At 63.0% G+C, this 15,329-nt stretch carries 11 protein-coding genes; 3 read left to right on the top strand and 8 right to left on the bottom strand.

Going from position 1 to position 15,329, the window contains the following annotated elements; translation table 11 throughout:
* The first annotated feature begins 4 nt into the window (after positions 1–4).
* Positions 5–475: a GNAT family N-acetyltransferase gene (locus AB4Y80_RS01215; protein ID WP_442211460.1), complete on the top strand. Its 471-nt coding sequence runs from the start codon at positions 5–7 to the stop codon at positions 473–475.
* Here the strand turns inward: AB4Y80_RS01215 and AB4Y80_RS01210 are convergent.
* The 3 genes from AB4Y80_RS01210 to moaA all read right to left on the bottom strand — a co-directional run bounded on the left by AB4Y80_RS01210 (position 421) and on the right by moaA (position 5,617).
* Entirely contained in the window at positions 421–2,061 is a 1,641-nt protein-coding gene (locus tag AB4Y80_RS01210; RefSeq protein ID WP_442211459.1) for an acyl-CoA dehydrogenase family protein, read from the bottom strand. The genes AB4Y80_RS01215 and AB4Y80_RS01210 overlap by 55 nt on opposite strands.
* On the bottom strand, positions 2,058–4,370 hold the full coding sequence (locus AB4Y80_RS01205) for an FdhF/YdeP family oxidoreductase (RefSeq protein WP_442211458.1): 2,313 nt from the start codon (positions 4,368–4,370) through the stop codon (positions 2,058–2,060). The genes AB4Y80_RS01210 and AB4Y80_RS01205 overlap by 4 nt, the downstream gene beginning before the upstream one ends.
* Positions 4,371–4,588: 218 nt before the next feature.
* On the bottom strand, positions 4,589–5,617 hold the full coding sequence (gene moaA / locus AB4Y80_RS01200; protein WP_442211457.1) for a GTP 3',8-cyclase MoaA: 1,029 nt from the start codon (positions 5,615–5,617) through the stop codon (positions 4,589–4,591).
* A gap of 502 nt (positions 5,618–6,119) precedes the next feature.
* Between moaA and AB4Y80_RS01195 the strand changes: the two genes are divergently transcribed.
* Positions 6,120–7,025, top strand: a complete 906-nt coding sequence (locus AB4Y80_RS01195) for an aminoglycoside phosphotransferase family protein (RefSeq protein WP_442211456.1) — start codon at positions 6,120–6,122, stop codon at positions 7,023–7,025.
* 237 nt (positions 7,026–7,262) lie between these two features.
* The gene (locus AB4Y80_RS01190; protein WP_442211455.1) at positions 7,263–7,955 is read left to right on the top strand and encodes a hypothetical protein; all 693 of its coding nucleotides are present in this window, start codon (positions 7,263–7,265) and stop codon (positions 7,953–7,955) included.
* A 28-nt stretch (positions 7,956–7,983) separates the two neighbouring features.
* Here the strand turns inward: AB4Y80_RS01190 and AB4Y80_RS01185 are convergent, their stop codons facing one another.
* The 5 genes from AB4Y80_RS01185 to AB4Y80_RS01165 all read right to left on the bottom strand — a co-directional run bounded on the left by AB4Y80_RS01185 (position 7,984) and on the right by AB4Y80_RS01165 (position 15,290).
* Positions 7,984–8,778 carry a pullulanase X25 domain-containing protein gene (locus AB4Y80_RS01185; RefSeq protein ID WP_442211454.1) on the bottom strand — a complete coding sequence of 265 codons (795 nt, stop codon included), beginning with the start codon at positions 8,776–8,778 and terminating at the stop codon, positions 7,984–7,986.
* 243 nt (positions 8,779–9,021) lie between these two features.
* Positions 9,022–12,141 (bottom strand): DUF3427 domain-containing protein, encoded by a 3,120-nt coding sequence (locus AB4Y80_RS01180; RefSeq protein ID WP_442211544.1) that lies wholly within the window; start codon positions 12,139–12,141, stop codon positions 9,022–9,024.
* A 1,310-nt stretch (positions 12,142–13,451) separates the two neighbouring features.
* A complete protein-coding gene (locus AB4Y80_RS01175) occupies positions 13,452–13,580 on the bottom strand; it encodes a hypothetical protein (protein ID WP_442211453.1) in 129 nt (42 codons plus the stop codon).
* Positions 13,581–13,616: 36 nt separating this feature from the next.
* A complete protein-coding gene (locus tag AB4Y80_RS01170; RefSeq protein ID WP_442211452.1) occupies positions 13,617–14,384 on the bottom strand; it encodes a maleate cis-trans isomerase family protein in 768 nt (255 codons plus the stop codon).
* A 3-nt stretch (positions 14,385–14,387) separates the two neighbouring features.
* Positions 14,388–15,290 carry a fumarylacetoacetate hydrolase family protein gene (locus AB4Y80_RS01165; RefSeq protein ID WP_442211451.1) on the bottom strand — a complete coding sequence of 301 codons (903 nt, stop codon included), beginning with the start codon at positions 15,288–15,290 and terminating at the stop codon, positions 14,388–14,390.
* Positions 15,291–15,329 lie beyond the last annotated feature (39 nt).

Genomic DNA, 15,329 nt, shown 5'->3' with positions numbered 1-15,329 from the left:
AGTAGTGACACGGCTCTTCGCTGCGGCGTCCCCGGGGCGCGAATTCCTGCCGCCGGCATTGTTGGCATTCCAGGAAGGTCTGCAACGCCGCCAGTGGACCGTGCAGTGGGGTGTACACGGGGAGACCCTGGTGGAGCTTGACGGCCTGACGGCGGCAAGGATCTGGGTCGTCTGGACCGCGGAGGGAGTCCGTCTGGTGGACCTGACCATCTTGCCCGAATTCCGGCGGCGTGGTCTGGCCCGCCGGTTGGTTTCAGGACTCTGTGACGCCGCCGATGCCGCCGGCGCCCCCTTCGCACTGTCCATGCACACCGACAACCCGGTAGCCCACCGGCTCTATGAGAGTCTCGGCTTCACGCCGGGCGGCGATCCAGGACGGGGCAGTCCGGGCTATGTTGCCATGGCGCGGGCGCCGCGCGGCTATGCCCGTGCCAGTACCCCCGCGACGTCGCACGACGCCGGGAGGTTGCCGTAGTTGAAGCACCGGTCCGGCCCCAGCCGGGAGACGAGGAACGCGTCGGACACGGCCGCCGGCGCGAACCGGATCAGCAGCGACGCCTGCAAGGCCAAGGCCATCTTCTCCACCAGGGTCCGGGCCGAGCCGGCAAAGTCCAGCGGCGCCGCCCGGACCGGGGCCAGGTGTTCCTTGAGCCCGGCCACAAAGCCGTCGAACAGGGCACTGGAACCCGCGGCAATCCGCAGCTCGTCAAATAAGGCTTCCACGGACTCCGGGTCGGTGGCCATGGCCCGCAGCACGTCCAGCGCAATCACATTGCCGGCACCCTCCCAAATAGCCATGACCGGCTGTTCCCGGTACCGCATGGCCAGCGGAAAGTCCTCAATGTAGCCGTTGCCGCCGAGGCATTCCATCGCCTCATAGGCGTGGTTCGGCCCGCGCTTGCACACCCAGTACTTGGCGACCGCGGTGGCCAGGCGACGGAAGGCGGCTCCGCCGTCGTCGTCAAAGGCGCGCGCCAGGCGCAGGCCGACGGCGGTCGCGGCCTCGGCCTCCAGGGCCAGGTCCGCCACGACGTTGGTCATGGCGGGCTGGTCGATGAGCCGTGCACCAAACGCGCTGCGGTGGCGCGCATGCCAGAGCGCTTCGGCCACGGATTGGCGCATGCCGGCGGCGGTGCCCAGGACGCAGTCGAGCCGGGTTTGGGCCACCATGCCCATGATGGCGCGCACGCCGCGGCCCGGCTCCCCGATTCGCCAGCCAGCCGTATTGAGGAATTCCACCTCGCAGGAGGCGTTGGAGCGGTTCCCCAGCTTGTCCTTGAGGCGCTGGATCAGGAACGGGTTCCGCCCCGATTCAACCACCGAGGTCCCGGGGAGCACGCGCGGGACGAGGAAGCAGCCCAGCCCGGCGCCGTCCTGGGCGAGGACCAGGAAGGCGTCGGACATGGGCGCCGAGCAGAACCACTTGTGCCCGGTGAGCAGGAAATGCCCGCCCTCCTGGACGGCGACGGTGGTATTGGCCCGCACGTCGGAGCCGCCCTGCTTCTCGGTCATGGCCATGCCGATCAGGGCGCCCGGCTTGCCCGCGGCCAGCTCCGGCGCGTAGTCGCGCGAGTACAGCCGCGGCAGCCACTCCCCCGCCAGCTTGGCGTTCAGGCGGATGGACTCAACGGCCGCGTGGGACATGGAAAGGGGGCAGGCGTGGCCGGGCTCCACCTGGGCGAACAGCATGAACGCCGCGGCCCGCCGGGCATTTGCCCCCGGTCCCGGCGCCGCCCAGGCGGAGGTGTGCGCGCCCGCCGCCACCGCCTGCCCCAGGATCCGGTGGTACGACGGGTGGTATTCCACCTCGTCGATCCGCTGCCCGTACTTGCTGTGTGTATGGAGGACGGGCGGGTGCACCTGGGCCAGCCGGGCGTCCTCCTGAAACCCCGCCGAACCGACGACGGCGCCGATCGCCTCGAGCTCCGGCGCGGCGGTTTCGTCCGCCTCACCGATGCTGCGCACGTACTCCGTCAGCGGGATGTTCGCCAGGTACTCGTTGACGGCCACCCGTGCCGGCGGCTGGTTGAGCACCTGACGGGTGGCTCCGGCGTCGGTCATGAGGCGGCAAAGACGGGCGCCTCGGCTCGTTCCAGCCGGACGACGACGGACTTGGACACCGGGGTGTTACTGCCTTCGGCCGTCGCATCCAGGGCGACGAGGACGTTGGCCTCGGGGAAGTAGGCGGCGACGCAGCCGCGGGCGGTGGGGTAGCCGATGATGCGCTGCTGGCGCAGCACGCGGTCCACGCCGTCGGCGGATTCGCTGTGCACGTCGACGTAGGCGCCGTCGGCCAGGCCGAGGTCGGCAAGGTCCGCCGGATTCACAAAGAGCACGTGCCGGCCCTTCTTCACCCCGCGGTAACGGTCGTTGAGGCTGTACACGGTGGTGTTGAACTGGTCGTGGGAGCGCATGGTCTGCAGCAGCAGCCGGCCGGCCGGGACCTGGACCGTTTCCAGCTCGTTGACGGTGAGCATGGCCTTGCCGGTGGCCGTGGGAAAGGTCCTGCTGTCCCGCGGCGGGTGCGGCAGCACAAAGCCGGCGGGCCGGCGAACCTTTTCGTTGTAGTCCTCGCAGCCCTTGACGACGTGGCCGATGTGCTCGCGGATAGTGTCGTAGTTGGCCTCAAATCCGGCCCAGTTGACGGGGTGGTTTTCGCCGAGGACGGCCCGGGCCAGCCGGCTGACAATGGCCACCTCGGAGAGCACGGTCTCGGAGATCGGTTCGATCTTCCCGTGTGAGGCGTGGACCGCGCACACGGTGTCCTCGACCGTGACGAACTGTTCGCCGCCGGCCTGCCGGTCGATCTCCGTCCGGCCCATGGTCGGCAGGATCAGCGCCTGGTCCCCCACAAACGCATGGGACCTGTTCAGTTTGGTGGAGACCTGCACGGACAGCGTCACCTTTTGCATGGCCGCCTCCGCGACGGCCGTGTCGGAGATGGCGCCCACCAGGTTTCCGCCGACGGCGAAGAGCACCTTGACCTGGCCGTCCCGCATGGCGCGGATGCTCTGGACGGCGTCGATCCCCGGTTCCCGCGGCGGGTTGAAGCCAAACTCCTTTTCCAGGGCGTCCAGGAAGGCCGGCGGCATCTGCTCCCAGATGCCCATGGTCCGGTCGCCCTGGACGTTGCTGTGGCCGCGGATGGGCGAGGGGCCGGCGCCGGGCTTGCCGATGTTCCCGCGCAGCAGGAGCAGGTTGATGATTTCCTTGATGGTGGGCACGGCCTTCTTGTGTTGGGTCAGCCCCATGGCCCAGGTGATGATGACCTTGTCCGCCTTGAGGTAGCGGTCCGCAAGCTCGTCGATCTCCGCGGCACGCAGCCCGGTGGCGGCCAGGACTTCCGTTTCATCCAGATTCTCCATGTGGGCTTGGAATTCCGCCAAGCCCTGGCAGTGCTCCCGGAGAAAGGTGTGGTCCAGCACGGCGCCCGGCGCCTTGGCCTCCGCGGCGAAGACCCGCTGGGAGACGGCCTGCATCAGGGCCATGTCGCCGGCCAGCCGGATTTGCAGGAATTGATCGGCCAGGTCGGTGCCCTTGCCCACCAGTCCGCGCGGCCGCTGCGGGTTTTTGAAGTTGATCAGGCCGGCCTCGGGCAGCGGGTTGATGGCCACGATGGACGCCCCGGCGTCCTTGGCCTCTTCCAGGGCGGTGAGCATGCGGGGGTGGCACGTGCCGGGGTTCTGGCCCATGATGATGATCAGGTCCGACTTGGCAAAGTCGGTGTAGGAGATGGCGCTCTTGCCGACACCGATGGTCTCGCCCATGGCCAGGCCGGTGGACTCGTGGCACATGTTGGAGCAGTCCGGCAGGTTGTTGGTGCCAAAGGCGCGGGCGAAGAGCTGGTACTCAAAGGCGGCCTCGTTGCTGGTGCGCCCGCTGGTGTAGAACGTGGCCTGGTTCGGGGAGTCCAGGGCATTCAGTTCCCGGGCCACGATGCCGAAGGCGTTGTCCCAGCTGATCGGCTGGTAGTGGTCCGCCCCGGCCGGCTTGTACATGGGCTCCACCAGCCGGCCCTGCTGGCCGAGCCAGTATTCACTGCGCTCGCGCAGGGAGGACACCGTGTTTTGTGCCCAAAATTCGCGCGGGACCTTCAGCAGGCCGGCCTCCCAGGCCACGGCCTTGGCGCCGTTCTCGCAAAATTCCGCCGTCTTGCGATCCGGCGGGTCCGGCCAGGCACAGCTCATGCAGTCAAAGCCGTCCTTCTGGTTCATGGCCAGCAGGGTTTTCAGGGTGCGCCCCACCCCCATGGCGGCAACGGCCTGGGGAATTGATTCCTGCAGGCCCGGCAGCCCGGCCGCCCACTTCTTTGGTTTGCTGACGCGTAAGTCAACGTCCGAATCATTCGTCACCGGCGGTTTGCTGCTCATGGCGCCTCTTCCCAATGTGGTCTCCGGGGAGAAGGGTCGCTGCCGGTCAGTCCGGAACCAATCGCCACTTCCAAATGAATTCCGCGGCTGGTCCGACGAGTGGCGCGCGGGACGGGCGGGTTCCTCCTGTATAGCAGCGACGGTTTGGAAAGGCAACGAAATCCACAGTGACGTGGGTAACACCGCCCGGGCGTGATGCCCCGCCCGTCACGCGCCTGTCACCCGCCGATGTAGGACATTTCAATCTTCTTCCGGGGCGGGGTGCTCGCGCTGCGCAGCTCCGAGTACCGGTCCGTGCGCGCACCCCACAGGGCGGCGAGGGCGTCGGCGAGCTCGGCGTCCGTGGCACCGCCGCGCAGCAGGGCCCGCAGGTCCTGGCCCGTGGTGGCGAAGAGGCAGGTGAAGAGTTTTCCGTCGGCGGAGAGGCGGGCGCGGGTGCAGCCGCTGCAGAACGCGCGGGTGACGCTGGAGATCACCCCGATCTCCCCGGAGCCGTCGGCATACTTCCAGCGCTGGGAGGTTTCGCCCCGATAGTTTGGCTCCAGCGGCTCCACGGGGAACACGTCGTTGATGCGCGAGAGGACCTCTTCCGAGGGCACCACCTGGTCCATCTTCCACCCGTTCGAGGAGCCCACGTCCATGAATTCAATGAACCGCAAGATGAAGGGGGTGCCGCGGAAATGCCGGGCCATGGCGAGGATGTCGTGGTCGTTGAGCCCGCGCTTGACCACCATGTTAACCTTGACCGGCCCCAGTCCGGCCTCCTCGGCGGCGTCGAGGGCGTGCAGGACCTTGGCCACGGGGTAGGCAACGTCGTTCATGGCCTGGAAGATGGTGTCATCGAGGGAGTCCAGCGAGACCGTCACCCGGTCAAGGCCGGCCGCCTTGAGGGCCCGGGCCTTTTGCGCGAGCACGGTGCCGTTGGTGGTCAGGGCCAAATCCGGCCGCTCCCCCTCCGGGGTGCGCAGGGCGGCAAGCATCTGGATCAGGGACTCGATGTCCTTGCGCAGGAGCGGCTCCCCGCCGGTGAGCCTGATCTTCCGCACCCCGTGGGCCATGGCAATCGAGGCCAGCCGGGTGATTTCCTCAAACGTGAGCAGCTGGTCTTTGGGCATAAACACGAAGTCGCGGCCAAAAACTTCCTTCGGCATGCAATACACGCAACGGAAGTTGCACCGATCGGTGACCGAGATCCGCAGGTCGCGCAGCGGGCGCCCGAGGGTGTCGGTTACAGGATAGGCCGCCATCATCGTTCCTTCCGACACGAGCCCGGGGCGGACTCTTGCTTTCCACCATAGGCCGCTGCGACGGCGGCGTCGAGGGTCGGGCGGTCGGGGCCTTTTGTCCGGGTCACCGTGCGGGTCCACGCCAAGCACGGGCCCGTTTGGTCCACTCCGCGCGCCTTGGTCAGGACGCGAATGGTTTTGCGTAGGACACGGCTTGTCTCGTACGCATAAGGAAAAGTTTCTTCGCTTGTGCGTGGGACTCGGGTGGAGTCGTACGCAAAAGGAAGAACTCCTTCCCTTGTGCGGAGGACCGGCCGCCAGTTTGGCGCCACTGGGCAACAGGCGCAAAACCTGGCCCGAGTCCAGCGCATGAAGGAAGGAATCGGGTCTGTTGCTGGCGGCGCGTGGGGTCCGCACACCGTGGTGCGGCCGATATGGACATTCGCCCCTGAAATATCACCGGCGAATGTCCATTTCGCTCTGCCGGCCAGCGCGGCGTCAGCGAAGCCGGTAGCTTGGAGCCATGCTGATCGAGAAGCTGCACGCGGACGAGGTGGACATCGACACGGACCAGGTGGCCCAAATGATCGCGGACCAGTTCCCGCGCTGGTCGGGCCTGCCACTTGCGCCCGTCGATCCGGCCGGCACGGACAACGTGATGCTGAAGTTGGGTGGCAGCCTTGTGATCAGGCTGCCCCGGACGCCGTCCGCCACCAAGTCGCTGGAGAAGGAGCTCATCCACCCGCCGACGCTGCGGGCCTTTCTGCCCACGGCCATCCCCTGCGTCATCGAAACCGGCGCACCCACGGCGGGCTACCCGTTCAAGTGGTCGGTGTCGCGGTGGCTGAAGGGCCGGAATCCGCGACCCGGCCGAGCGTCAAACGACCTGGCGGTTGACTTGGCGCGATTCGTCACGGCCCTGCATGGCATCGTTGCGCCGGTGGCCTCCCGGGATCTGCTCTCCTATCGCGGCGGTCCGCTGGCGGCCCGTGATCCGGAGACCCGAGCCGCGATCGCCCGCTGCGAGGGCCACTTTGACACAAACGCGCTGTCCCGTGCGTGGGACATCGCCCTGGGTGCGCCGGTGGGCAATGACCCACACACTTGGATCCATACGGACCTGCAACCCGGCAACCTCCTCATTGAGCGGGAGGCGCTTTCCGGTGTCCTTGACTGGGGCGGCCTGGCCATTGGCGATCCGGCCGTGGATCTGATTGTTGCGTGGAACTTGCTCGATCCGGACTCGCGGCAACAGTTCCGCCAGTCACTGACCGTCAGTGATGCCATGTGGCAGCGCGGCCGCGCCTGGGCCCTGACCATTGGTTTGGTGGCATACCCGTACTACATCGACTCAAATCCTGCGCTGGCGGCGGTCTCGAAGTACCAGATCCAGCAGGTGCTTCAAGAGCTCACCTCCGGCGCATGGTGACCGTGAACACGACCGCTGCCAAGGCGCTTGACCGCTGTTGCCCAGCGGCGTTCATGCGGGGCAGCAGCGTTTGCGGCGGGAGTTTCCCGCAACATCAAGAAACCTCGCTCACAGGCCGATGAGGAATCGGCGAAAGTCCCCCTGAACTAACAGTCGATGAGACCCCGGGCAGGAAAATGGCGGGCCGGTCCCCCAGTCGTCGTCGTCATTACGGTGTTTCGGTCCGGGAGCTTGGGTTTGACCACAACTGCCTGGTCATCTTGGCCGCGGCCTTGCGTATTCTCGCTCGCCCTCGGCTGGCTCCTCCTGGGGCAGGTTCCGACGGCGGCCTCCGTCATCGGCGGCTGCATCGCCGTCGGCGGAGTGCTCCTGCTGAGCCGGGCCCAAAACGTCCCCCACCACCCAGACAAGGAAGAAGAAGTCATGACCACTCCGCCCGTCACTGAAGACGTCATCGCGCTATACATCCAGCAGGACCAGGCGGACGCCCTCCGCCAGGCTGTCGAGGACGCCGTGGACCAGATTGGCGCCCGGTTGGCCACGATCTCGCTCTGGCGACCCGCCACCGGTGACCTGGTCCGGGTGTTCTCGACGCTGCCGGATATCTATCGCACGGGCGGCATTTCAGCCGAGCTAGGAAATGAATGGACCCAGCAGTGCGTGGTCCGTCTGGAGTCCTTCATCGCCGAGTCCCCTGCCGATCTTCAAACGGACGCCTTCGAGCACTACGAAACCCTTGCCGCGTTGCGCCTGGGCGCGGGGATCAACGCCGTCATCCAGCTCAATGGCCGCTTCCTTGGCTGCCTGAATTTGATGGACTCCCCCGGAAGCTACACCCACGACCATCTGCTGGCCGCCCAAGCGGTTGCCGACGGACTGGGATCGGTCCTCGATGCCATTGCCTCAGAGCTGGGCTTTGTCAACACCTAAGACTCCCGCGACGCGTTTGAAACGTTCCCTACTCCCGCAGCACATCCTTCGTGGCGTGGTCGTAGTGGAACGTGACCGGCCCGCCGTCGTGCGTGAACTCGTGGTTGGCGCCGTCCAGCACTCCGAAGGCGCCGTAATTCTCATCCCAGCTGCCGTTCACCACGGCCTTGTAGCTGTACCGGCCGGCCGGCAGATCGACGGTAAGCTTCCACGTGCCCGACGCGGCGTCCAGGCGCATCTGCACGCCGTCGTGGCCGGGGTCCCAGTTCACGAGGGCGCCAAGAATCGTGCCGAAGTCTCCCGCCAGCGCCACGGACTTGGGCTGATCCCCGAGTACGACGGCGGCTTCCCCGGCAGGTGCCTCGGCGGCGGGCTGCGTTGAGGTTTCCGTTGCGGACGCCGTGGTGGCTTTTGTTACGGTCCTAGCTGTCGGCTTCTTGGCGGGCTTGCGCTTGGCCGACGGCTTGCTGGGCAGCGGGGTGTCTGCCGGCACGGGCGTTCCGTTGGCCAGCGCGTCAACAAATGACGCCACGTCCTTGAACGCAACCGTCGCCTTCAAGCCGTCCTCGGTGATTTCCCACCCGCTGCGGCCCTTGGTCATCCAGCCGGCCCTGACAAGTTCGGCCGTGGCCTTGGTCAGGTTCTTGTGACCGCGGGGAATGCCGCCGCTAAGCAGCTCGGATTCTTCGCTGGTGAACGGGATGCGGGCAACGGCCTCGGCCAGGACTTCGCCGCCGTTGGGCTTCTCCTCCGCCCATTGTCCGGCCGCCATGATGTCCAGGACTTCCTTGAGGCGGCGGTTGGTGGTGTCTCGAACGCTCACAGTGTTCCTCCTAGAAAAAGCGGATACGCAACCACTGTGACAGGCATGCAGCCTACTGCCTAGTATGTGACTTTGAAGTGTTGGCACGATTGCAACCTGGATGCCTGACCAGGGGCATCGCACGGATCTCCTGTTTATTAGTGCGGAGAATGACCCCCCTCTGTGGCGGCCCTGCCATCACCCGGCCCCATATCGGGCACATTAATGGCTCGCAAGGTTTCGTATCCCTCATCAAAGTTTTGGCTATTGAGCGACAGCGGCAGCATTTGCGAAAACGTCGGCCGGCATGGGCCGCTGCAGCTTCCACGTGATCGCGATCGGCTTCTCACCCCGGTGCTGGACATAGTCAAGCTGACCCAGGCAGGTGTACGGCATTGTCAAACCGGTTTCGTCGTCTGCCGTGTCGCGAGTGAAAAGGAGGATTTGCGAACCGTGGGCTTTACGGTTGAGATACCGTCGGCCAGCAGAACTCGTCGGCGAGGTGTTATTCTGCGATTCCCAATGGAATAGCTCCGGACTGAGCGCATAGTCCTTGTACATCGTGGTTTCAGAGTGGTTCGCTTCGTCCTTGTTCAGCGTCACGAAAAACGCATCCGTCATCGTTGGCGGACACCAAGCAACACCCTCGCGATGCTTAACGTTCTTTCCAAGTTCCAGGGATCCATATTCCAAGGCGGCCAGAATCTCTTCACGACGGTAAGTGGCATGCGAGAACAAGGGGATACCGGCAAACTCCATCCCAAGGCTCTTGCCCGCCCGCTTGGACGAAGCCGCGCCCAGTCTGACGATCTGCCGAATCTCGCTGCACACGTGTGGGTGACTACGCAGGTGTTCAAAGCCCGCGTCATATGAAGCGAAGCCACCGGCGTCGTCCCACAGCGTGAAGAACAGCATCCGGGCAAGAACTTGTTCACGCGGCCCCAAATCCCCATACTTTGGCGCATCAGTGGAAACCAACATCGAATACGCGTCGGCACGTTCCTGATCGTCAACATGAATCAGCGCGGCCATACGGCCCAACAGTTTCTTTTCCGCTGCGAAGAACAACTGTTCAAGCTCGCCTTTCACGAGTGCCTCGGCCGGGGACAACGTCTCAATCAGACCAGCTTGGCACAAAAACCATGTCCAGGAATCCCGTGTCGTCTTATAAATAGTTTTCACGTCATTCCCAGATTTTTCCAGGTAGGCCGCCAAGAATATCTCTCCATAGGACTTGACGTCTGCGACGAGTTTCGGACGATTTAGATTCAGTTGGGCCCTCAAGTTTGTCAGCACGACGTCTTTGGCAACACGGTCCAATATGATCTGCGAACCCGAGGGCAGGAATGGGAACTCATCCTCAACAGCCCTCTGAAGCTGCTTCCGCCCGTAGCCCGTCATCGCGCGGAAACGAACGTCGAACCGGAACTCGCGGTGCTGCTGACCAATGAAGTCGAGCACCGTAAGAACAGCCTTATCGGGAGCCCGCCGGAGTCCGCGTCCTAACTGCTGAATGAAGATCGTGGCACTTTGGGTTGGCCGCAGTAGCAGAATCGTGTCTACCTGTGGCAGGTCGAGGCCCTCGTTAAAGAGGTCTACGGCGAAAATACAGTTGATTTCCCTCTTACTCAATTTTCTAATGGCCTCAGCTCGTTCCCCGTCGTCGGTCTGGCCGGACACCGCAACCGACGCAATGCCAGCCCGGTTGAACACCTGCGCCATGTACTCCGCGTGCTGCACCGAAACGCAGAAGCCGATTGCATGCATCGCCAGCGTGCTCGTGACCTTGTCCTGCAACTCCCTGATCACCTTCGCGGCGCGTGCGTCGTTGCCCGTGTACAGCGCGCTTAGCTGCTGGAGATCGTAGGAGCCGCGCTTCCACTCAAGGTGACTCAGGTCGACGTCGTCCGAAACCCCGAAATAGTGGAACGGGACTAGGAGATCAGCGTCCAGTGCGTCCCAGAGCCTGAGCTCACTGGCAGTACGGCCCTCAAAAAATAGATCCGCAACGTGAATACCGTCGCCCCGCTCGGGCGTGGCCGTCAAACCAAGAAGCTCCAGCGGCCGCAAATGCTCAATGAGCTTGAAGTATGTGGGAGCGGCGGAGTGGTGAAACTCGTCAATTACGACGACGTCGAACCGGTCCGCCGGCAGCTCACGGATGTGTTTTGCCGAGAGCGACTGGATGCTGGCAAAGACGTGCTTCCACTGCTCCGGTTTGTGGTCTCCGACGAACAGTTCACCAAATGCCCCATCCTGCAAGATATTGCGATATGTGGTCAGCGACTGCTGCAGGATTTCCTTGCGATGCGCGACGAACAGAAGCGTCAGATCACGGCCGGCTGCTTCGCAAAGTTGCTTGTAGTCGAGCGCGGCGATGACCGTCTTGCCGGTCCCCGTGGCTGCGACGATAAGGTTCCGGTGGATTCCCTTGCTGCGTTCGGCGTCAAGGTCTTCCAGTATTTCCACTTGGTGCAGATAGGGTTCGACCTCCAGCCCGGTGTAGCCCGTGGGCGCAGATGTTAGTTTGCCGCCGTTGCGCTTCAATGCGGCATCGAGTTTTTCTCGATCGACGGCGGGGTCGTAACTTTGGAAGGCCCGCTGCTCCCAGTAGCTGTCAAAAGTGATGGCGAATTTCTGCAGGAGTGCCGGAGTTCCGATGTTGGATAGCCGGACGTTCCATTCCAAACCGTCCAACATGGCCGCCTGACTTAGATTGGAGCTGCCCACGTAGGCAGTGCTGAAACCTGTCCTGCGGTGCAAAAGCCAGGCCTTCGCGTGGAGCCTGGTCGACTGGGTTTCATAGCTGATCTTGACCTCGGCGCCATACCTATTAACGAGGTGGTCAATGGCGCGGCGCTCGGTGGCGCCCATGTACGTGGTGGTGATGACGCGAAGTTTGCCGCCGCGTTCCTGGAGGCGTTCCAGGGCCGGCTCAAGGAGACGGATACCGGTCCATCGGATGAAGGCACAGAGTAAGTCCACTGAATCGGCGGACTCGATCTCGGCGCGGATCTCAGCAGCGAGGTTCGGATCGTCCTTCCCGTTAGTGAGGAGCGCGCTGTCACTGAGGTTCGTGGTGGGGCGGCGAAGTTGGCGGCGCTTCAGCGCATCAGGGCGGTGAAGGGACCGAAGCTGCGTGGGACCCGGAGTGACCTGATTCCCAGGGTTGATGATGGTCAGGAGTTGGTTGGTCTTTGCAACCCGATCCTCTTCCTTGGTATTCGTGAGCATGCGTTTGACCGCATCGGCGACATGGCGGGCCAGGACCTCAGGCGAAGCAGCCTTGCCTAGATCGTCAATCTTGGCTTCCAGGTCCGGAACAGCTGCGAGGCGTTTGCTCAATTCTTGAGTATGTAGGAGCTCATAGAGACCTTCGGCCAACAGTTCCGGTAGTTCGTCCCCATCAAAAGAGTTCACTTGGCCAGGTTATGTGGTGTGTGCGACAAAGACGAAAAGCCCTGGAGAACGTTCTCTCATTGAGAGATTACTTACGACAACTAAACTTGAGCACCCTGCTTCGTGCTTGACCTAAGTGCGCCCGTATGGTGATTTGAGGCGGTGTTTAGGAGAATCTGTTTCATGTCGAGTCGTCGCTTTCGCCAACCACATGGCGGCCAGAACCACCGTGATGGAGTACATCTAGTCCTGGTACAACCGGCGCCGGCCCCACGCCAACAACCAGGGACTGCCACCAGGACAGGCCCTGGCCGAGTACCAGAAAACAATCACAACTAGCAGCAGCGTAAGAAGAAAAATCAATCAAACCGTCTCAGAAACTTGACGGGCGCACAGCGCGAACACTTCGGCACAGTGGAAACCGACACCCACCCAGCGACAGCAGGCCCACCAAACATGACCGAAACAGGAAGACCGGCCCAACAGGGAATTAAGCCCCTGCCGCACCAACAACCGGAGCGTCATGCAAAATTCGAGTTAAAGCCCAGGGATGGGTCCATTGTGGTTGCCGTGTTGGACGGGGAATTGATCATCAAGGCTTGCGGATCATGGCCGGGAGAGTAGTGCTCCAGCAGGTTCTCGCCTCTTACCTCACGGCACGCCGTTCACAACCTCCAGAAGAGTTACACCTGCATCCGATCATGCGGAGGAGCGCTTCAAGTCTGTCAGGATCAATTCCGTCCGAATCGTCGTTGATACCGGTCGATACGAGCACGTGATCCGCAAAATCCGCTACGCCGGCGATGTAGTCGGCAGTGACGCCACTGGCAAGTGCCAGAGGATGGTCTCCGAGCCCAGCGCGCAGTGAGATGAGTTGTCCACTGCCGGCTCTCCCGGTTCCCGCCCCAGAAGTAGTTGGGACGTCGACTTATTCGGCGGCCAGCTCGGCGAGACGCACCCGATCTTCAGCGGCCACGGGCGCTTGGTACTTGAAGGCGATGCCACCATAGTGGGCGCCGAACCAACCGGTTCGTATTCTCGCATCTTGAACCGACGTTGCCGCCACCTGTTGCCCGTCGAGGGTGATGTCGGCGTTGTCGGTCCAGAGGGCGTCGAGTGGAATCTCGAAGACAAACGCACGCTCTGCGTCCGTATCGTCGAAATTCTCGGCTGCCCGATGGCAGAGCGTACCCTCCAGCAGGATGCCGTGCGGTACGTTTCGACGAGGTCGTCGATCGAAATATCGCGAACATGGGCACCGCGATTAAGCTGGGATTCTAGAACGCCGATCGTCGTCAACTGACAAATCGTCTCGGGATGGGCATCATGCTCATCCCGAGGCTGTAGGACAACTCCTGCAGCCGCAGCGGGGATCCTGCCGGATACGTCCCGTCGATGATGGCGGTGTACGCGTGTTCAGGCATGGCGTACGGTTTGCTTCTGCACTCCTACCGAGGTCATCAGTATCTCCCGTTTAGCAATTCTCCTGCATTAGGCACGTACCGCCTGATTCCGAGTTCCTTCAGCATCTGATATGTGGTGGCAACTGCTGCGGAGACGACTGGTTTTCCGATGCGGTCTTGAACGTGCTGGATGGCAGCAAGCGAAGGCATCTGCACACACGCGGATAGAACCACCACATCGGCGTCACTGTGGTCGAGTTGGTCGACGATGTCGTCTAATGCCATTGGATTGCGTGCGCCGACCTCAAGGTTGTCCGGAATCTCAAGTGCTATGTAATCCGTGACCTCGATTCCTTCACCTCGGATGTACTCCACGACCTGCTCCGTCAGCGGCCGCATATACGGGGCGATGAGTGCAACTTTTTTCGCGCCGAGCACTCGCAGTCCGTCGACGAGTGCTCCGGCGCTGGTCACGACGGGAGCGGGCGCACCGTTGTCGATAGTGATCTGATGCAGACGGTCCTGTGACACTTTGTGGTAACCGGCGCCCCGGGTCATGATGGCAACTAGGCAGGCGTATCCGAGGACGTCGACTTCGGCGTCAGAGAGCTCGTAGGCGCACCGGTCGGAATCGTCGTCCATCGATTCCAGCTGCTCTTTGGTCACCTGCTTCATCCGCATCCGCGCCGAATGAAACGTGAAACGTTCCGGTTCGACGGCTTCGCGCGCTCGAAGCATGGCGGGGATCTCGGTTTCCATCGTGATGTTCGAACTCGGCACAATCTGGCCGACCCGGAAAGTCTTCTCGATATGGGTGGGGGTCATCGGTCAGACCGCCTTAACCGGGTTGCTCAGGGTGCCGATGCCCTCAATCGTAGCAGCGACGACGTCGCCGGGAACCAGGTACGTCGGCGGGGTCATCGCAGCCCCGACACCCTGTGGTGAGCCAGTGGCGATGACGTCGCCGGGCTCCAGCGTGACCCCGGAACTGATGTCGGCGATGAGCTTCGGGATGCGGAACAGCATGTTACTGCTGTTTCCGTGCTGGCGCTGTTCCCCGTTGACGGTTAGTGAGAGGTCAAGTGAGTGTGGGTCGGTCAATTCGTCGGCACTGACGACTATCGGACCGAAAGGGGCAAAGGTATCCTGGCCTTTGGAAAAGAACCACTGGCCGGATCGGCGCTGATCACGGGCGCTGATGTCGTTGACGATGCTGTATCCAAACACATGGTTGATCGCGTCGAATTCGGCGACCGATTTGGCTGTAGTGCCGATTACGACCGCGAGCTCACATTCCCAGTCGAGCTCGGCGGTTAGCGCGCTATTGTGCAAAATCGGCTCATCTGGTCCGACGACGGCGGTACCTGGCTTGCTGAACAGCACCGGCCGTGTCGGTGCATCCTTATCGGTGTCCAGCGAGCGGCTGGATTCCTCAACGTGCTCGACGTAGTTCAGGCCGACGCCGATGATCTTTCCGGGACGGAACGGTGCGTGCAGAATAACAGCGGTGAGTGGGTAGGTCAGGGCCTGGGGCCATGAAGTTGTCGCCTGGACGACAGCCACGACTTGAGCGTGTAGCTCCGGTCCTGCTTCGATATAGCTGCGCAGATCGTTGGGAACCGTGATCGTGTCGATTAGTGCTGCGGGCAGATCGACCAGCGTATGCTCGTCGATCAGCGCACCGAACCGAGGTGGACTGTCCGTGTTTTGACTGAATGTGGCAAAGCGCATAATTGCTCCTGTGTTCGGAATCGTAGGGATCGGGGAGAG

It is taken from the genome of Specibacter sp. RAF43 (genome assembly GCF_052114065.1).
Lineage (GTDB): Bacteria > Actinomycetota > Actinomycetes > Actinomycetales > Micrococcaceae > Specibacter.
Note: the sequence above shows the minus strand (reverse complement) of the source record. Positions and strands in the feature narration are given on the sequence as shown.

Coding starts and splice junctions, on each gene's coding strand:
- AB4Y80_RS01210 (WP_442211459.1), bottom strand. CDS start 2,061: ATGACCGACGCCGGAGCCACCCGTCAGGTGCTCAACCAGCCGCCGGCA.
- AB4Y80_RS01205 (WP_442211458.1), bottom strand. CDS start 4,370: ATGAGCAGCAAACCGCCGGTGACGAATGATTCGGACGTTGACTTACGC.
- moaA (WP_442211457.1), bottom strand. CDS start 5,617: ATGGCGGCCTATCCTGTAACCGACACCCTCGGGCGCCCGCTGCGCGAC.
- AB4Y80_RS01195 (WP_442211456.1), top strand. CDS start 6,120: ATGCTGATCGAGAAGCTGCACGCGGACGAGGTGGACATCGACACGGAC.
- AB4Y80_RS01175 (WP_442211453.1), bottom strand. CDS start 13,580: ATGCCTGAACACGCGTACACCGCCATCATCGACGGGACGTATCCGGCA.
- AB4Y80_RS01170 (WP_442211452.1), bottom strand. CDS start 14,384: ATGACCCCCACCCATATCGAGAAGACTTTCCGGGTCGGCCAGATTGTG.
- AB4Y80_RS01165 (WP_442211451.1), bottom strand. CDS start 15,290: ATGCGCTTTGCCACATTCAGTCAAAACACGGACAGTCCACCTCGGTTC.